Consider the following 19109-nt stretch of genomic DNA (forward strand, 5'->3'; position numbering starts at 1 on the left):
TGTGTGATCGAACGCTGAATCAGCAGCCAGGCACGGGTAATTCCGAGCCGATAGTGACGGCTGTCACCTGCACCGCTTGGAAGCTTTTCTGCGCAGGCGCATCAAAAGTTCGTTCGCAGTTGAAGCGGTTATCCGTCACAAAGTCTTCACCCTTGGCTTTGGCGATGCTCGCCCGCCATTCGCTGGAAGCCTCCAGTGCCGGATCACTGACTAACACAACTTCCAACAACACCTGACGGGAGTTCACCGCGCGCGGTCCGTCCCACAAGGCGTAAACAGACGGATCCGCGGCGTTACCGCACATGGCCAAACAGTCAGCGTAGAAACTGATATCGCCCGCCGCTTGTTGAAAGCTGCCGAAAGTCAGCGGCTTGTTGGCGGCAGGCGCAAACGAGTCACCCACGAACGACTTTAAGTCAGCCTGGCACTTGGGTGAAAGCTCCATGCGCAGGGCGCTGATCGTGCCGCCACCTGCGGTCGCAGTGATTTCGCAGCCATCGACCTGATAGGAATGTTGATCACCTGTGCTTTCGCGCGCGATGCCGGCGATCGATTCGAAATAGCGCAAGTTGGTGCCGAGCATTTTTCCGTCGAACACCTCGGCGACGCTCGCCTTGGCCTGAGCCATTGCAGGGATTCCTGCAGTAACCAGCGCGGTGAGCAGGCCTGTGAGGATGGCGGTTTTCATCTGCAAATCCCTTTTGTCACGATTGAGTCGAACAGTTCCTTCGACGACGAAGCGCGACCATAACCAAAATTGATGGTAAATGGCCAGCCCTCAGTGACTGTTCAATCGACACGTGCGCCATTTAAGATTTGGATTGCGCTGTTCAGCCGCTGATCACCTTCGCAAACCCCATGATCGAGCGGCGAGTGACATCAACCCTTCAAAATCCCTTTTTCGGCTCATCGGATGTGCATCGGCTTTTGCTTGCCGAGACGTTGATGTAACGAAACGGTTAATGGTTGGTTTAAGTGCGTGGAGGGCGAGGATCAGACACAAAAAAGCCGCGTGATTACGCGGCTTTTTATGGATCGAAAACCATAAGATCCGATTGCCGGACTAGAGCAGAATTACTGAGCGTACCTCTGCGCGAAGGAGGAAATTGCTTCGGTAGCCTGGTAATCCACTAACTGAAGACCACGCTCTTGAATGCTAGCCTTGGCAATTTGCACTGCTTTGCGATGTCGTGCAGATTCGTTTTCCGCTGGGGCAGACACAGGTATAAGTACGTTCGTTAACCGAATGATACCTTCCTGTTCAGCGCGTACGAATTTCATTAGCCACTGGTCGCAGTGGTCGAGTATCGCACTCGGCTCTGACTGATCAAACGCCAAGGGTTTGATGGCGGCCACTGTGTCAGCCCGGTGAACCAGAGGCAGATGCAGTTTTGTCAGGTCACCAATGAGTGTTTCGTCGCGAAAGCTGCGAATGGATGCTTCCAAAAACATGGTGCGAATATCCCGAACCATTACTTCTTCGCAGCGATCACGCTCTATGCTTTGGCGCTCAATGTAGCGACTAAAGAGTGTGGCAAGAGTTTTGTCGAAATTATCCACCAGGATCGAGCGCATGGGGCTGAAGCGAATCATTGACTCCTTCGGTTCCGTCAAGAAGCGAAAATGATTAACGATCTGCAGCTCTTGAGCTTCTGCGGTCATGAGGCGGACGCTATCTAATTCGTTCTGAGCTATCTCCATCGCCTTGGCGAAAAGGGTATTGCACTCGAAGAAATGATTGACCCGCTTCAGATTTTTACGGGCAAGTCTGTACTCCATGCGCCCGATAGCCGGGGCCGAAAGAACAATGCCAACATTGGCGAATTCTTCGGTTTCGGCAAACGGCGCGAAGCGCACGATGCTGTAAAGGCAGGTGTATTTCATTGCAGGACGCTCCAGAAGTCGTCCGAGTGGCAAAGCATCAAGTTGCTTTCGATTTCATCGAGCAGAATGTCGAGGCCCGTTTTGCCTATGCTTTCATGCCAATCATCAGGTATGTCCAAGCATAGATCACGGAATCGCGAAGTAGTGTCGTGCATCCGTTTGCTGTATTCAACTTGGTCGACCAAATCAAGTCTCCATTCCCGATTGCTGGGACCGAAGACATGGCTCGCAACGAAGTCTTGACCATCCAACGGCCATTGAAACGCCTGATTATGGTCAATCAGCTGCAGCTGATTGTCTATTCCACACATCAGCAGGTTCGGGCGGCCACCTAGGGGACCTAATTGCCGATCACCGTTACCTACCCAGTAATCGAAGATAAAAAGCGCTTTCTGCAGGTCGCTCGGGACTAGCCACATTTGTGAGTACAAAAGGTCCGCAGCGTCTGCGACGTAGGCGAGCGCGTAACTGTCCCCAGGTCCGAGGTCGATCCGTGCCTCCGCGTTATAGAGCAATAGCGCCGGGTCAACGTGGATGTAACCATGCTCTGGAATAGGCAGTCCAAATTGTGCTGCGAGGCGAGCACACAGTAGCTCGGCAATGCGCTCCTTAGGGGGCAGTTCCAATCCCTTCGCCACATAGTGCTTGTCATTACTGGCTCGGCACAGGAAAGGACGGGTCATCCCACCTTCCAATCGCCGGATAATTTCCACAGCTTCTATGTATTGCCTCGCGGCCATGCCGGTTTCCTTATAAATCAGCTGTCCGAACGATACTTGTCAGCGTCGTATCGCGCCATGGCCTGAGGAGCTTTTGCAAGTCTTTTGATACTGAGACACGCGATCAAAGAAACCAAGACATCGAATACGAAAAAGCCGCGTAATCACGCGGCTTTTTTGTTTGGTGGGCCCACACGGACTTGAACCCTTATGTGGTATCCAAATGAACTGTGGTGGTACTGTCCGTCCGGTATGGAAAGCCCGTTCAATCCTATAAAAGCGGGGACTTAATTAGGATTTTACAGAGGGTTTGTTGTTTTTTCAAATGCCACTCTGGTGTTGTATTTGTATGGCAGTTGATAGCCTCAAAAATTGCCTAGGGTTAGCCTATGGGCTGGCAACGCTGATGCTGGGCTGCTGGGCTGCTGCGCTGCTGGGCTACAGAGGCTGGACGACAAGTCTGACCAGCATCTCTCGCTGCGCAGTTGTAGTTCGCTGCAATTTCCAACTGTCACCCCCATTTTTCCGGGCGCAATCAAAGGCACTTGGTGCGTTCAGGATTTCCTCGACCATTCATGCAAGCATCAAGGTCGTTCATTGACGCGTCTGTCAGCATCAGCATTTTCGATTACCTTCCGACCGTCCCAGTAAGCCTATGATGTCCACTCTGCACTGAACCGCTTGCTCGCGCTGACCTTAGCGTTTGAACAATCTGCCTGAGAGCACTGCATGTTTGAAGGATTCACACCACCCTTTTTTGCGTAAATTGCCAAACCGTCTATGCTGATGAGGCCAATCGCCATCACGCGATTGATCGTAGGTCAGGTCGACACCACCATCGCCTTGTCCCTCCAAAAACTCATTGAGCAGCGGCCAGTCAGGCGCCTCTGCCTGCACGGATGCCCCGTCATGATCGAGACGATTAGCCTCTCAGACATCGCAACATACAGCCCGGCCAAGCCCGAAAATATCGTCAATCTAAAGCCAATAAATTTCTTTTACGGGGCCAATGGTGCGGGTAAAACTACAATCAGTCGTCTCATTGAAAAGCCTAGTATCTCAGCAACTTCCAGCATCGCCTGGCTTAGAAATAACCCAATACCAGCGATGGTGTACAACAACGACTTCATTACCTCCAACTTCGCAGACTCCAAGGAACTTCAGGGCGTATTCACGCTGGGCAAAGCCGAGAAAGCCCAGTTAGATCGACTCCAGGATCTCCAAGCTGAAAAGAAGCGCCACGAGAAGTTAAAGGCGAATTCAACCGTCATGCTCGACGGTGAGGATGGTAAGTCTGGAAAAAATGCAGAGCTCGTTTCTTTAGAAGCAAAGTTGGTCGCCCGTTGCTGGGAGCAAAAAACTAAGCACGATGAGAGCTTCAAGGGTGCGTTCACTGGCTTGAGGAATAATAAGGAGGCTTTCAAAGCCAGAACTCTACAGGAACATTCTACCAATACTTCATCCTTGGTAGACCTCGCTGATCTTCAGGAGCGGGCTCTGGTATTGTATGGTGACCAACCCTCTAGAATGTCATCGGTTCCGAGTCTAGATTTGTCGCGCCTAATAGCTTTCGAATCAAGCCCAATCTTGGCCAAGAAGGTTATTGGCAAAGATGATGTCAGCATCTCCGAGATCATCCAGCGACTTGGAAACAGTGATTGGGTGCGGCAAGGTATAAAGTTTCTTAATCATACAAACGATCAGTGCCCTTTTTGTCAACAAAGCATTCCTCATGATTTTGAGAAAAGTCTCGCTGACTACTTCGATGAAACGTTCGAAGCGGATTCTAGAGCTGTCTCTACTCTGCGCGCCACTTACTTCCAAATTGCAGATGAATTGTTGGTTCAAGCGCGTGACCTACTGGCTTTTGAGTGTGTTCATCTGGAGAAAGACAAGATTGCTCTTGAGTTGCAAGCGCTTGAGGCAGTAGTTCTCGTGAATAAGGATCGAGTTGATAAAAAGGTTTCTAGCCCGAGTGCAGAGGTTGAGTTCGAGGGGTTGGGAAATGTTCAGCAGGGCATTGCGGGTATCATCGACGCCGCTAATTTGAAAGTTACCGAGCACAATCGTCTCGTAACGGGCTTCACTGCTGAGCAGAACAAGCTCACGGGTGAAGTTTGGAAGTATATTATTGATGCCGAGTTGAAGGCTGCGCTGGCCGACTACTCGGCTGATAAGTCTAAGTTGGTGAAAGCCATCGATGGCATCGCTACAAGCCGAGGCAAAGCGGATCAAAGCATTGCGGTTGCTCAGGTCGAAATCGATCAGATTGAAACAGAATTGACGAGCGTTAAGCCGACTGTCATTGCTATAAATAAGATACTGAAGAATTTTGGGTTTCGAAGCTTCTCGCTTGATCCGGCCTGTGTTGGTAATTCTTACAGGCTAATCCGCAGCGATGGTAAGGATGCCAAGCTGACCCTGAGTGAGGGTGAGAAGACTTTTGTCACTTTCTTGTATTTCTACCACCTGCTCAGGGGCAGCATCACGACCTCTGGGATCACCAGTGATCGCATAGTTGTTATCGATGATCCTGTTTCGAGTCTCGATAGTGACGTGCTATTCATCGTGAGTAGCTTGATCAAAGAGCTATTTGCGGAAATAAGGAAAAAGGATACTCATCTCAAACAGATTTTTGTCCTGACTCATAACGTTCATTTCCATAAGGAAATTACTTACGACCAACGGAGAAAGGCTGACTCGTCCCTTGGGGATGAGACCTTTTGGATCGTCCGGAAGCCTGGCGATTACTCTACCGTTGAGTTTCATGAATCAAATCCCATTCGGACTTCTTATCAGTTGCTTTGGGCTGAGCTGAAGAAAACTCCGATTCCGGCGCTTACGGTGCAAAACACCATGCGAAGGATTTTGGAGAACTATTTCAAAATTCTTGGAGGTGTAGACACATACCACTTGGTCGGGAAATTTGAAGGGCTCGAAAAGGTGCAGTGCCAGTCTCTAATCAGCTGGGTCAATGATGGTTCGCACTACGCACCTGATGAGCTTTTCGTGGCCATCGGTGACGGCATGGCAGCAAGCTACATGAGAATTTTTTTCAAAATTTTCAAAGCCGCTGAGCATGAGGCCCACTACAAGATGATGATGGGCGAGGATTATGTTGATCTTGATCCAGATATGCCCGAGGACGAACTGCAGGCTGTTGGTGGTGAGGACGAAGACCTCATAGGCAGCTTGGTTGGAACTCCAGAGCACCCCATACTCGTTCCTGGCCTAGATCCTGTTGAGGTGAACACTTTGGCTGAGGCGTCGGTACCGGCTTCGTCAGTCCCCTTGGCTGGGGGTGATCTTTCTGAATTAGATCCCGATATTCCCTTCTAGGATGCCTCATTGCTCAGAGGAGATATGGCGCACGCAAACAAGATTTTCTGTTGCGGTAGGTACTATTTATCTACCACAACATTGATGTGTGAATTTCAGGGTTGATTTCGGTAGTTTAACTACCAGTCTGCGGTTCTTGCCCCTGTATCCGTTCGAGCTGGCTGATCAAGTCGCGAAGTTCTTCTATCAGGCTGTTCTGCCGACTGAAAACTGACCCAAGTGTTCAACTGCTTCTGCTCAATTTCGGGCAAGAGGCCAGGATATAGCTGTCTTGAAGTTTTGATGTAGAAATGGATAGCTGCTGTGCATAGCGAAACAGGGGAAGGCCAGACGCAGCATCAGAGGGAGCAGAGGCGCAGGTTATGCCCATGGTTATCCGCTGGTTACCTAAGCTACCTACTTTTAGTTTTTAACATTCCACAAATCAGCCACTGTGGATTTGGGAAGCTGTAGCTTTTCCGCCGTCTCACGCTGGGTCATCCCGATCCTCCTGCACTCTTGAACTGCCAGCTGCTTTTCCAATCGGCTGTTTGCTCGAGACGCTAGTGCACCGTCCTCTACCTGGCTAGTTAGCTTTTCCAAGCCGCCCTGGCTTTTAAATTCCGCCAGCTCTTCCTCCACACATTCCAATATTTGCTCTGGCGTTTTGCCGTTATTAGCCACTGCGCGAAGTACCATCAAAGTCACAGTGTCAAGCCCAGCCGCTAAGGCGATCTCATCAAGCTTACTAAGTGTCACATCCGACTTGGCCCGCTCGATCCTAGACAAAAATGTACGGCCTGCTGCAGATGCTAGATCGCTCTGAGCGAGGTCTTTGGTGGCTCTGATAGCTCGTAGAGCGGCTGCTAAGCCTTGGCTCAGTGACATAGGAGTTCCTCGAAAGACGAGGATGTAGCCACGTTGCCTTGCCCGAATCGACGCTATATAGTGTTCGTCCGGGCGATTTCTTCCGAAGCCGGATATCGTTGGCGGCGGCAATCACTTACGTCAAGCGTGGGCTGCATCGGCACTGAACATATCACATGTATTGTCAGACGCTTTTTGATCGGATCTCAAGAGATGCCGGCAACCAACAAGGTGGATCCAAGCATCGGAGACGCCTCGACGCCTCGACGCCTCGACGCCTCGATGGATCGATGGAAGACCAGGATGAGAAAAATCGTCAGCGGTTCGACTGGAGGTCAATCACTGACCCATACGGGAAGGAAATTCGCGGCATGTTTATTTCACACGAATCTTATAGGGAAGGACGACCCGGTTTCCCTGGGCCAGGGCGAACCGCATGGCGAATGATGGAGGTTGAATCAATGCACCCTTGGTATTACGTCACCATTCAGATAATCGAAGGTGCCAAGCATCGCACCAAAAAGTTGATGCCAACAGACGCCACCTTACTGTCTGAATTACTGGCGCTGCATAGCCCGACATTCTTGGTTGAGGATGTTCAGGTCGTGACTGCACCATCGGTCAACGGCAGTACTTCAGAGCGGATGGAAAAGCTTGTTAGCTTGGTCATCGGATACGACCAAAGCGGTGAGTGCGTTTTGCTTCATACGGTTGCGAGCGGAGCAATTTACAGCAGCTCTCCCAATGGTGTGACTGATGCCAGGTTGCTCAGGGACACTCGAACGATCTACGAAGAAACGACGAGCGCTCATTCACCAGTTCAGGAATGCGCAGAGCACTGAACAGTACGGTGACCACGATGAAACTCAGAATCTACTCAGACCTGCACCGTGAATTTGCTCAATTCGATCCCGCTCCTAGCGATGCTGACGTGATCATCCTCGCCGGCGACATCGATCTCAAATCGCGCGGAGTGAAATGGGCGAATGAAACATTCCAGCGTCCTGTGATCTACGTGTGCGGAAATCACGAGTTTTACGGTGGTCACCTGGAGAACACGTTGCGCAAGATGAAGGAAGCAGCATCACCGCATGTCCACGTCCTCGAGAACGAAGTGCTGATCCTGAATCAAACACGTTTCCTGGTCACTACAGGGTGGACTGATTACTCGTCGACCGGAGATGTCGCTGCGGCGAAACGCGTCGCTTGGGAATGGATGAATGACTTCACCGTCATCAGAAAAGATGCAAGTTACCGGCGCATCCGCCCAGATGACCTCATCGCTAAATCAAAGTCAGCCTACGCATGGCTAACTCAAGAGCTGGATAAGCCCTTTGACGGCAAAACTGTTGTAGTCACGCACCACGCGCCAGCCATGGATCATGTGGGTGACGATCATTCCGGACACCTGATTGCAGCCTATGCGAACGATTGGTCAGAGCTGTTGGGTAAGGCCGATCTTTGGGTTTATGGGCATACCCACGTTGCAGCGGATTTCTTCAAGGAAGGGTGCCGAGTAGTTTCCAACCCACGCGGCTATCCGAACCAACAGACGGGTTTCGATCCAGATTTACTGATCGAGATTTGATGAGCAACCATTCAGCAGTGAGCCTCAGCAAGCGGAGTTTCGCTGCGAGCGAATTCGAGAGATTTATATGGTCACGTTAGAAGAAGTCACGCGCCTGCTTTACGGGGCGGGGGAAGAGATGCCTGGCTGGGAGGGTACCCAAGATGAGCTGATTGCATTGGCCGCAAAAGCCTTCCCTGGAAAAGCATTTTGCGTAGTACGGCAATGGAATTTGATCGACCTTACGGTTAACCCAGATGAGAAAGAAAAGCTCACTGGGCTCGGGCTACTTCCCATGACGCTATTCGCTCACGACATAGTCCTGGACAGCAAAGGCCGATTCCAGCCACAAATGTGGGTGCGCAGCAATTTCGGTGTGTCTTTCACTGAAGACTGCATGTTTGAAACCAACAGTACCGTTTACCTCCTCCAGGGCGCTGGTCAAAGAAAACCAGCAAGCCTGGCTGCCGCGTTTTCGATGAAAGTAGGCTGAGAAGTGATCACCGCTGAGAAATGGTCGATAAGGGCTGATGTCGATGTCTGAAGTAATTGAACTGGAGTTTCACAGCAAAGAACTGAGCGACTTCCAAATGAAGCGCTTAGTGAGGGCGAGTCTTCGAAAATACACGGTGCCAATAACTGCGTTCATCAGTGATGCAGTGATAGCAGAGGACACATGCATTGGTGTCTCGTTCGACCACATTGAGCGAGACGACGCGTATCGGCCTGCCGATGGCGCGATAGTTCGAACAGGGAAAATCCAGAGGTCTTGGAAGGAGGGGAGATTTTGGTTGCTTGAAACGCGAGAGGGCAATTACGTCGTCTGCAGCTTCATGCGAGATGTTGGCCGGCAAAGTTTCCTTGCGCTGCTCCGCTCCGGCGAACGCCTCTAATCCCCCCAGCTGTACTGACCTCTGAATTCGATGGAGCTCAATCATGCTCGATACGACTGACACAGAAAAGCAAGGCCGCCGCCTGAATGAGCTCCAACTGAAAAGAATCATTTGCGCCCAACAGTACCTCTACGACTCGCCGATCACCGGATATCTCAGCGACGCTGTGTTCGTAGGCAATACCTGCATCGGCATCATCTTTGATCACTCCAGGAAAGGGCCATACGAGCAGTTCCAGGACGGGCACATGATTCGAACGTCCCACATTCTATCTGTGCATAAAGAGGGGCGGTTCTGGGTTCTGACGACACTGAACAGCTTGTATGTCGTGACGAGTTTCAAGCGTCGGTTGGGCAGATCGACGTTCAAGAAATTGGATGCTTTTGGATGTCTGAAGGCTTGCGTCAGGTAGACGATACCGTGACGGTGCATTTGATTGACATGGAGAGGGCAGCCACATGGCAGATAAGGAATGCTGGACTGTTAGTCATGCGATGACAAATTTCGATGACCTGCTTGAGCAGGTGATCACGACTCGCCAGCCAGTTTTTATCCACGGTGAGCGACACGGCGCGGTGCTGATAACCCTGGAGGAGTGGAAATCCATTCAGGACAAAATCAGTTCTCGCGCCCCGTCTGAACCTTAAGCGTCAAACGCTGTGAGCGCCTTCCAACAAGCTTAGAAACGAGCTTAAGACACACGTGCTTTTTGGGTCAGTAACCGTATTCGTTCAGCAGTTTTTGCAGAAACTCACGCCGCCTTCCTGCGATGCACAGAATCAGGTAGGCGCTTACGCGAAAAGGCGACTGCAGCCGCGTTTAAGAACAGTGATCCTTTGCTCCAAGGTCTTGCACCTGGCTACAGCCCAGAACACGCGATGCGGAGGATTGGAAGCGGTTCGGGATGGTGACGACACCCCAGGTAGTCGCTCAGTTTTTGTGCGCAGTTCGAGAGCCGTGACTAAATTATTTGAAATTATGGCTCAGCAATAATTATGGCTGAGCCATAATTTTCAAGAGTTCGGGCATCAGCGGGTACCGATCGTTTTGATGAATTATGATCTCTGGTGTAGGTCGGCTTTAGGCTGGCGTACTCCGACTTCGACTCTGGATAGCGCCCGCTGGCTTGTGTTGAAGGCAGCAGACCTCTCCGGCTTGATCGCGCCACAGACCGCCGCGTGCCTCAGTGAGCTACTTCAGATCACCAGCGCCCATTAGTCACGAGTGGTTGATGGATACCAAGTCGACCAAGAATTCTTTGCGCGTGCGGTTTTGCGAGAGATTCAGCAGTGCACTCTCGGGGAAGGTGCAGAGCTCGGTCGTCGCATCTTGGCAGTCTTAGAACACCACTACCATATTCTCCATAGACGCCCGCACGGTAAAGGGAGTACTGCCATCGCAAGGATGGTCACCCAGCAACAATTCGCTCAGCTCAGGCTGCATCCGCACCTTTGGTCGCTTTCGAGAGGCCTGGCTCGGAAATACGAGGAGTATCAACGTTTCATCGATATGGATGATCACATAGGGAGGGTGCGTTTCTTGGTGCTCGCTAGTTCACACGCGAAGGCACGCTCGGCTTCGTCGACTTCATGCTTGGTGTATGCCACGAAGAGGTCGATTACATCGGCACAGCATTCTTCCGCCAAAACCTCCGGGAACGAGTACTGGAAATGTTCAAAACCAACCCGCAACTTTTGAATGCGGGGGTAAGGGCTAAGACGCCACAGGCAGTGCTAGCCTTACTGGTACAAGGCTGGCTTCCGGAAGATGAATTCAAGTCTTTTATCGGGCTTCCTCCCCAAGTCGCCAGTGATGAGCTGGACAGATTGAGACATCTTGGTGTTGTGGCGAATTCACAAGATTTTGCCGACAGGGTCGAACCAAGGTTGCCGCGATGGTTCGCCGAGGAAATCCTGCGGGGCCTTTAGCAACCGTTTGAGGCCGTAAATCCCATAAGCTCTTACGCGAAGGGCGATTGCCCAACTGTTGCTGGCATATCGCGGCGACCCCATTATCCGGCGTCTGACCATCAAGCTTCTTGAGCATTTCGTCCTGATAGCCCGGGGCGATAAAAGCGCATGCCTACACATGTAAGAAGGACTGGGAACGGAAAAAGAGCTATGGTTGGCAAACCCAATCAATCCCGGCGCAGATACGGAGGATGTTCGAGGAGAACCATGCAACAGGTTGACCAGACAGAAAAGGCCAAGCTGTGGCTCTCACAGTTCGATCAAGAACCGAACGACCGAGTGCTCGCTGAGAAGCTGTTGAGGTCGGTGAGCTACTGTCCTCTGCATGAGTTCAAGGACAGCCTGGTTAAACTCACCCGTCGCGTCCTGCCGTTTAAGCAACCGTCCGCGCTATTCATTGAGCGTGAGCTACAACCCACGAAAGCCAAGCTTCCCCCACCGCTGTACTACCAGAAAAAAATCTACAGCAAGCGCTCAAATAAAAAGCACCTGAGGGCTTACGGGGCAGCAATCCAGGCAATCAAGTCCATCAAGTACAAGACGCAAGACATCGGCAGCGAGGCATTGACTGCATGGATAGCCAATACTCTTTGTCGACAAAACTCCACTCGCTTTCTCCTGCAACCCACAGCAGACAATGTCAGAACCTCGAAGGTAAGAAATTTCGTAGTGCTCACTGACTTCATTGGCAGCGGTGATCGAGCGAGAAAGATCTTGGATGCCATGTGGGTGGTGAGCTCTATCCGGAGTTGGTACTCGGGCAAGTTCATCAAATTCTGGGTTTTAGCTTACAGTGGCACAGAGCAAGGCATCGCGAACGTTCGCAAGCACCGATTCGCACCAGAGGTTCATGTGGTGACGGACTGTCCGACCATCTACAATAGCTTCGGTCACGACAAGAACGAGATGCTCGCTCTTTGCCAAGTCTATGGCGCGCACAGTGAAAAACCGCTCGGCCACGAGAACACCGCAGCACTCCTGGCATTCGAGCATGGCGCACCGAACAACATGCCAGCGATATTCGTGTCTGAGAAGAACCGAGGCGCCAAACGCTGGGCACCGCTGTTCCCCAAACGGGTAACCGAACTTTACTGGCGCTCCACCGAGATCGACCAGGCTCCGCTCATTCTCAAAGCTCTCGACGCCTTGGGTGTTCCGGAGATCCAGGGTGCCCCCAGTTTTCGACGCGCAGGCAATCCTCACAAACTTGCGGTGATTGTGCTTCTCGCCTTCTCCCAGAAGAAAAGACAAGCAGCGGATCTACGTCGTCTGCTCCCCTTATCCTTGGATACACTTGTCCTTGCGAGCGAGAGAGCCGTCAAACGAGGCTGGATCACGGCGCAAGGCGCACTGACATTGTCAGGCCGAAGATACTTGCGAATGCTGCGCCGCGAGGGAGCCAAATTTTTTGTAGCCCCCAACCCCTTCGCTCCGTATCATCCGGAGCAGCTGAGGGCCCCGCAGTAGCGGAATCTAGTACCCTGCACGCTGTGCAGGACGTTAAAGGGAGCATATTTTGCTTTCCGTAGGAACGAGCTCACGCTTTCCGTTGGTTAAGAGCCTCAAAATCACGCAAACGAGGTCTTGCTATTTCGAGGCTCTCATCCGCCAGAGCGGAATCTAAAGGTAGATGAATCGCTGGAGCCCTCAGCACTATCTAAAAGCAGGACGTGCCGCCGGCATTCCTGAGGACGTTCTTCAGAACGCGGTGAGTATCGCCGCCCAGATGCATGAGGGATGTCCGCCTATCTTTTCCCTCAAGCACCTAGCCAACCTGACGAGCGTCCCCTACCCATTCCTGCACAGGACAATCAGCAGGACATATCAGACAGAAGCCTACACAGTGTTCAGGCTCCAGAAAGCCAATATCGGACATAGTCCTGATCGCTATAGGTACGTCTGTGCCCCAAGCCCTGAAATGCTCCGCACACAGCGATGGATTCACAAGCACATTCTCGCGTCTCTCAAGCCCCATCACTCAAGCTATGCGTACGAAAAACGCAACGGCGTATTTGAGGCGGCGAGTCTGCATTGCCAATGCATTTGGCTGATCAAGCTTGATCTCACCAATTTCTTCGAGACGATTCTTGAACCTCGGGTTTACAAGCTATTCAGATCGCTGGGCTATCAACCCTTGGTGGCCTTTGAACTCACCAGGCTGTGCACCCGTATCCGTCCAAGAGGAAATCCGGAAAACCGACTTTGGCGAGGCGAACTCACCGAAAACCTTCCCTATATAGGCTCAGCAGTAGGCCACCTTCCTCAAGGCGCAGCCACCTCACCGAAGATTGCAAACCTCGTCATGAAGTCACTCGACGAAAAACTCTACGAGTTCGCTTCTCTTAATGAGCTCACTTATACCCGTTACGCAGACGACCTGATTTTCTCCTCAACGAAGAGTTTTGATCGGGCCTTGGCATCGAAACACATCGAGACGATCAACAAGCTGCTACGCGACGAAGGTTTCTGGATAAATCGAGCGAAAACCAAGGTGGTCACCCCCGGAGCTCGAAAGGTTGTGTTGGGCCTGCTGGTCGATGGGGCCGAACCGAGGCTGACCAAGGACTACAAGAAGTACGTCAGCGACCACCTTTACTTCCTCTCCCGCCTTGATATCGATGCGGAGGCTCACGCCAAGCGAAAGAGATTCGACTCCGTCCAGGGCCTGCTCAACCACCTCAGCGGTAAGATCGCCTATGGCATCAGCATCGAGCCTAAATGGGGGGCAGAGCGAGGCACAAAGCTCAGGCAGATCTGCGACCGTTTATCACTCGACCACATACTCTTTCCCTGACTTTCTCTGGCACGCCCTCACACAGCGACAACCACTTCCACATCGCTGAAGAGGGCGGTAACTGAGGAATTATGTTAGGTTCCGGCTGCCGGAAAGACAGGTAGACTTTAGTAATCCCAGCGCTCTTCAGCTAACAACGAGCTATTCAACTCATCGCGATGCGCCTGCCATTGCGGTAAGTACCTATCCATCAGGCCGCGAAAGCGGTCGTTGTGGTGGCGTTCGATTAGGTGTAGTAGTTCGTGGACGAGAATGTATTCGAGGCACTGGATCGGCTTTTTGGCCAATTCCAGATTGAGCCAGACGCGGCGGGCGGCGATGTTGCAGGTGCCCCACTTAGTTTTCATCTTCTTGATGCCCCAAGCGTTCGCCTCAACCCCCAAGATCGGCTGCCATTTATCTAGCAGCGCGGGAATTAGTTTTTTCAGCTCGGCGCGGTAGAAGGCTTGCAGCAGTTCTTCACGCCGATCAGTACTGGTCTCTGGGCGCACGAACAAATCCATCGCGGCATTCCCCCGTAACGCGACTCGCATTGGTGTGCTGCCTTCGACTATGCGCAGGCGATAACGCCGCCCCATAAAGTAGTGGCTTTCACCACTGACCATGCGCCGCTGGGACTGTCGAGGCTGAGCTTGAAACTTGGCGCGCTGGCGTTTGATCCAGCCAAGTTTGCCAACCACCGCTAAGCGTACGGCATCGTCGCTGACGGCTAATGGGGCCGCCACGCGCACTCGACCCACAGGCGGATAAACGCCCAGATGCAGGTTTTTGATGTTCTTGCGCACCACCTCAACGTTCAGGCCGCTGACCGTGATGTTGTGGCTGTCAGTAGTCACGTTGGCTCGTTACCAGTTCTAGCAATTTATCCAACATCTTTTGGGCAGAGCCTGAGTGGTACTCACCGGCAAGTTCTGCCGCATCGTGGCCAGCTGCATCAAGAACCTCTTTAAGCGCTAGGCGCACCTTGCGCACCTTGAAGGCGTTGTTGCGCCAATCATCCTGACGGCTAGCCAGCACCGCGTTATCGACTGCTAACGCCAACCCTGCGTTTTTATCGAGGTTGTCGTACAGCGCCTGACGCGCCCCGGTGTTCATGGTCGATGGATAGCTATTGGTGCTGCTGGGGTTCTTAGCCTGCTTGGCCAGCTCAACAACCTCCTGCAAATACTCCTGGTAGCTGATGGCGTCTTCTTTGCGCTTGGCGATCAAGGCATCCAGCAGGGATGACATGGTCTCGTAATACTTCGGGTTGATCGGCGACTCATCGATGATCAGCTTGCGCACGTTGTTCTCGATGGTCTCTGCCACAGCCTCCTGGCTGCCGCGAATCCCCTTGGGCAGCGCGTCTACCGCATCAACGCCACGCTCGACGATCAGCTGGATCAGCGACATATCATCGAATGCCGAGATTTTCTCGCTTTCTTCAGCACGGATGTAGGTGTCGATCAAAAAGCGCATGTCAGGCTCATAGGCCTTGAGGTCGATGTAATCGCCACTGGCAACCTTCACCTCGTCACGGACTTTGTTGTAGTGATCAACTTCGTCTTTGATCTCGGCAATCTGCTTGGCGTTGTAGCCTGCCTCTTCCAGCTCGTTGGCCACAGCGGCGAAGCAGCGAATCAAGGCAGCGGTCATCTTGTACAGGTTTAACCGGCGCGGCTCGTTGGCCTTGAGTTGTTCGGCATTGCCCGATTCAGTCCCGCAAAAATAGCGTAGATAAGCCGGTGTATCTCTTGGCCGATCCACCAGCTCGCACAGTGCCTTGATCGTCTCACGCGCATCCTCAAGGTCGTCGTGGGCATTACTGAGACGGTCTTCTAGCAGGCCGGCCACATCGGCTTTATCGAAGCCATCCAGCGCACCGCTGGTGTAGTCGCCGATGGAGTCTTCTAGCTGTTTGAACAGATCTTTGTAGTCGACGATGTAGCCGTATTGCTTGTCTTCACCATCGAGGCGGTTGACCCGGCAGATGGCTTGAAACAGGCCGTGGTCGCGCATCTGCTTGTCGATGTACAGGTAGGTGGCTGAAGGCGCATCAAAGCCAGTCAGCAGCTTATCGACCACAATCAGCAGCTTCATCTGCCCCGGCTCTTTGATGAATTTCTGCTTAACCTCTTTCTCAAACACCTCTGGATCTTTGCCGTTCAACATTTGGTTGTAGATATTGTATTTACGCAGCTTCTCGGTCAGCCCCTCACCGGTAGCCTCGCCCTTGATATCAGCTGGCGATGGCTTGTAGCTGGTGACTATGGCGCAAGTATCGGCCATGCCGGCCTTGGCGAATAGCTCGTAGCATTTGCAGGCCTCGAAGATGCTGCTGGTGACCAGCATGGCATTGCCCCGACCATTGGCCAAGCGGTCACGGGTGGCTAGGTCGAGCATGATGTCTGCGACGATTTTCTCTAGCCGCGACTGGCTCGACAGCACCTTTTGCAGGGTTCCCCAGCGCTGCTTCAGTTGTGCTTTGGCCAAGTCATTCAGACCCTTGGTTTTGGCCTCAAACCACTGATCGATCTTTTTCTGCGAGGTGATGTTCTGGTCGATGTCGCGGGCTTCGTAGCGCAAGTCCAGCACTACGCCATCCTTAACTGCCTCATCAAACTTGTAGGTGTGGATGTAGCCACCAAACACCTCGATGCTCTTTTGCTTATCCGCCTTGAGCAGTGGCGTGCCTGTGAAGCCGACAAACAGTGCATTGGGCAGGATCGCTTTCATCGCCTTGTGTAGCTCGCCAGACTGAGTACGGTGGCACTCATCGACGAACACATAAATATCGCCCTTGGCTCGAAAATCAGCAGGCAGGTTCTTACGCAACTCCTCAAGGAAACCTTTGATATCCGGGCTCTCTGATTCGTCTTCTTCGCGGCTGCCAAATTTATGCACCAACGAACACAACAGCCAGGGCGCCGGCTGGTTCAGTTTGGCGATCAGGTCAGCGCCGCTCTGGCTACGATAAATCTGCTCATTGACGCCGGTAAAGACCTTCTCGATCTGTTCATCTAGCTCGGTGCGGTCGGTGATGATCAGTACCCGAGAGTCCTGGACGTTTTCACGAATCCACTTGGCCAGCCAGACCATGGTCAGTGACTTACCACTGCCTTGCGTGTGCCAGATGATCCCGCCCTCACGGCGGCGCAGGTGATCCTGCGCTGCACGCACACCGAAATACTGATTTTGCCGGCAGAGCTTTTTCACCCCGCTGTCATACACCACATAGTCGTGCACCAACTCCAGCAAACGGCGTTTGCTGCACACTTGTTGCAGGTGACGATCCAGAAGATTCTCGACCGGACTGTCTTCCTTCCAAGTCAGGAAATATTTCTCACCTGTCTGGATGGTGCCGTAGCGCATGCCCTGCGTGTCGTTCCCCGCCATCACCAACTGCATGGTAGAAAAGAATGGCTGGATGAATTCAGGCTTCTGGTTATCAAGGTTCTGGCGAATACCCTGATTGACTGCCGTGCGGGAACGTTTCAACTCCAGCACGGCTAAGGCGATACCGTTGATGTACAACACGATATCCGGGCGTTTGGAGCTGGCCTTGGCATCTGCGCCCCTGACAGTTACTTCCTCGGCCAGCGCGAAGTGGTTGTTTTCGGCGTTTTTCCAGTCGACTAACCACACCGTTTGGGTGTTCTCGCCAACCTCCGGCTTGACCCGCACCCCATAGCGCAACAGCTCATACACCGCCTTGTTGCGGTCATATAGGCTTTTGCTGGTATCGGCGGCCACCTTGGTCAGCTCGAACAGGGCGCGGGTAATCAGGATCGCCTCTACGCCCTGTTTAGTCAGCCAGGTACGCAGCAGTTCTTGCTCTATGTTGGAGTTGCCAGCGCGATCCGCCCAGTCGCCCAGATACTCGTAGCCGAGGGCGTGCTGGAACAGTCCCACCACTCGGTCTTGGGTCTTACGTTCGATCTGGCCGACTGTATTCATACCAACTACTCCCTGTCTCAATAATCAAAGTGCTCAATGCTCTAATCGTTAGAGTTGTATGTTACATCCTGCGGCTTACCAAGGATTGCTCGACAATATTTTCGCTAAAGATCTATCTCTCTTTTGAATCGCCTCAACTTTTACGAGGAAGCTTTATTGTAAATATATTGAGCTGGTATGGTATTCCAAAAAGTTCGCTCAGGCTATCATGCTTGACTTCAACTTCAATGCTTGCAGCATTCAGTACAAGAATATCTTTGGCTATGCTAAGTCCGATTCCGCTACCCGACTTGCCTGTTTTCTCCGACAACCCCCCTGAAAATCCCTCTTCAAATATGCGTCCTAATTCACTGTCTTGTATTTGCAGACTGTTCATTTGAAATCTTATACAGATAAACTGATCTGCTTCAATTATTTTTACAAGAAGATCGCTTCTTGGCTTTATGTATTTTACTGAGTTTTCTATAACTTGAAAAAGAGCAACGTGTATGGATTCGTAGTCAAAGTAGGCTGTTTTTATGCCTTCACATTCAACTGTGACTTTGACATCCTTGTCTGTAAAGTCAGAAAAAAATATATAAAATACATTCATCAATACTTTATGGACATTGTGTGACTTCTTTTGCAGCTTTGGATTTTTATCATATAATTTATTAAAAACTGAAAATTCAGTTTTCATTGCTGCGTTGTTTTTCGCTATTCTAAGAAAGGCTAGAGCCGAGTCGCGCATATCTTTTTTGATTAATTCTTCCACGAGACTAACCTGGCCACTGGTGCGATTAGCTAGCATCTCCTGAGGAAGGAGCGAATATATTTCCTGTATGTTGTGGGCGTTAAGATTTGTTAAGTTATGCAGTAGGCGGCGAGTATTTTTATTTGCGGCTTCTCGTGCTTCTTCAAAAATACTCGCCACACTTGGTGCGCAGTCATTAATTGCATTTAAAGCAGATTTGAATTTTTGAGAGCTGGCAACATAGTCTTTGTCTTCAGAAAAGCCATATACCTTTCCGTGCGTATTTGAAATCACCCCGGCTCTAGCGGTGGCTATACGCATAGAGGTGGTTTCGATGGAGTCGATACTAGCTATTTCATTAGCGCTCAAATTGCAGAAAATAATATTTCCAGATGCATTTAAGATTCTATATCTTATTTTCATGGCGG

Annotated in this window: 16 protein-coding genes; 9 read left to right on the forward strand and 7 right to left on the reverse strand. The window is 51.7% G+C overall.

Going from position 1 to position 19109, the window contains the following annotated elements:
- Nucleotides 1-19: 19 nt before the first annotated feature.
- The 3 genes from BI292_RS17095 to BI292_RS17105 all read right to left on the reverse strand — a co-directional run bounded on the left by BI292_RS17095 (nucleotide 20) and on the right by BI292_RS17105 (nucleotide 2624).
- On the reverse strand, nucleotides 20-688 hold the full coding sequence (locus tag BI292_RS17095; RefSeq protein WP_101208562.1) for a hypothetical protein: 669 nt from the start codon (nucleotides 686-688) through the stop codon (nucleotides 20-22).
- Between the two features lie 386 nt (nucleotides 689-1074).
- Nucleotides 1075-1884, reverse strand: a complete 810-nt coding sequence (locus tag BI292_RS17100) for a DUF3037 domain-containing protein (protein WP_101208563.1) — start codon at nucleotides 1882-1884, stop codon at nucleotides 1075-1077.
- Entirely contained in the window at nucleotides 1881-2624 is a 744-nt protein-coding gene (locus tag BI292_RS17105) for a HipA family kinase (RefSeq protein WP_101208564.1), read from the reverse strand. The genes BI292_RS17100 and BI292_RS17105 overlap by 4 nt, the downstream gene beginning before the upstream one ends.
- An 888-nt stretch (nucleotides 2625-3512) precedes the next feature.
- Between BI292_RS17105 and BI292_RS17110 the strand changes: the two genes are divergently transcribed.
- Nucleotides 3513-5942, forward strand: a complete 2430-nt coding sequence (locus BI292_RS17110; RefSeq protein WP_101208604.1) for an AAA family ATPase — start codon at nucleotides 3513-3515, stop codon at nucleotides 5940-5942.
- Nucleotides 5943-6344: 402 nt separating this feature from the next.
- Here BI292_RS17110 and BI292_RS17115 read toward each other — a convergent pair whose 3' ends face one another.
- Entirely contained in the window at nucleotides 6345-6809 is a 465-nt protein-coding gene (locus tag BI292_RS17115) for a helix-turn-helix domain-containing protein (protein ID WP_101208565.1), read from the reverse strand.
- Between the two features lie 269 nt (nucleotides 6810-7078).
- On the opposite strand from BI292_RS17115, the gene BI292_RS17120 reads away from it, so the two are divergent.
- From BI292_RS17120 to BI292_RS17160, 8 genes are all read left to right on the forward strand, one after another.
- Complete coding sequence (locus BI292_RS17120; protein WP_157831272.1) at nucleotides 7079-7630, forward strand: hypothetical protein; 552 nt, start codon at nucleotides 7079-7081, stop codon at nucleotides 7628-7630.
- A 17-nt stretch (nucleotides 7631-7647) separates the two neighbouring features.
- Entirely contained in the window at nucleotides 7648-8376 is a 729-nt protein-coding gene (locus tag BI292_RS17125) for a metallophosphoesterase family protein (RefSeq protein ID WP_101208567.1), read from the forward strand.
- A gap of 67 nt (nucleotides 8377-8443) precedes the next feature.
- A complete protein-coding gene (locus tag BI292_RS17130) occupies nucleotides 8444-8848 on the forward strand; it encodes a hypothetical protein (protein ID WP_101208568.1) in 405 nt (134 codons plus the stop codon).
- 443 nt (nucleotides 8849-9291) lie between these two features.
- A complete protein-coding gene (locus BI292_RS17140) occupies nucleotides 9292-9660 on the forward strand; it encodes a hypothetical protein (RefSeq protein ID WP_101208569.1) in 369 nt (122 codons plus the stop codon).
- Nucleotides 9661-9706: 46 nt separating this feature from the next.
- Nucleotides 9707-9895, forward strand: a complete 189-nt coding sequence (locus tag BI292_RS17145) for a type II toxin-antitoxin system Phd/YefM family antitoxin (RefSeq protein ID WP_101208570.1) — start codon at nucleotides 9707-9709, stop codon at nucleotides 9893-9895.
- A gap of 1023 nt (nucleotides 9896-10918) precedes the next feature.
- Nucleotides 10919-11176, forward strand: a complete 258-nt coding sequence (locus BI292_RS17150) for a hypothetical protein (RefSeq protein ID WP_157831273.1) — start codon at nucleotides 10919-10921, stop codon at nucleotides 11174-11176.
- 249 nt (nucleotides 11177-11425) lie between these two features.
- On the forward strand, nucleotides 11426-12685 hold the full coding sequence (locus BI292_RS17155) for a hypothetical protein (protein WP_101208572.1): 1260 nt from the start codon (nucleotides 11426-11428) through the stop codon (nucleotides 12683-12685).
- A gap of 163 nt (nucleotides 12686-12848) precedes the next feature.
- A complete protein-coding gene (locus tag BI292_RS17160; protein WP_101208573.1) occupies nucleotides 12849-14012 on the forward strand; it encodes a reverse transcriptase family protein in 1164 nt (387 codons plus the stop codon).
- A 107-nt stretch (nucleotides 14013-14119) separates the two neighbouring features.
- On the opposite strand, the gene BI292_RS17165 is transcribed toward BI292_RS17160, so the two are convergent.
- The 3 genes from BI292_RS17165 to BI292_RS17175 form a co-directional block, all read right to left on the reverse strand.
- On the reverse strand, nucleotides 14120-14848 hold the full coding sequence (locus tag BI292_RS17165; protein WP_101208574.1) for a M48 family metallopeptidase: 729 nt from the start codon (nucleotides 14846-14848) through the stop codon (nucleotides 14120-14122).
- Nucleotides 14838-17948, reverse strand: coding sequence for a type I restriction endonuclease subunit R (locus BI292_RS17170; protein ID WP_101208575.1), 3111 nt, complete (start codon nucleotides 17946-17948; stop codon nucleotides 14838-14840). The genes BI292_RS17165 and BI292_RS17170 overlap by 11 nt, the downstream gene beginning before the upstream one ends.
- A gap of 133 nt (nucleotides 17949-18081) precedes the next feature.
- On the reverse strand, nucleotides 18082-19104 hold the full coding sequence (locus BI292_RS17175) for a HAMP domain-containing sensor histidine kinase (protein WP_101208576.1): 1023 nt from the start codon (nucleotides 19102-19104) through the stop codon (nucleotides 18082-18084).
- Between the last annotated feature and the right edge of the window lie 5 nt (nucleotides 19105-19109).

The organism is Pseudomonas sp. 43NM1 (assembly GCF_002836905.1).
Taxonomy (GTDB): Bacteria; Pseudomonadota; Gammaproteobacteria; order Pseudomonadales; family Pseudomonadaceae; genus Aquipseudomonas; species Aquipseudomonas prosekii.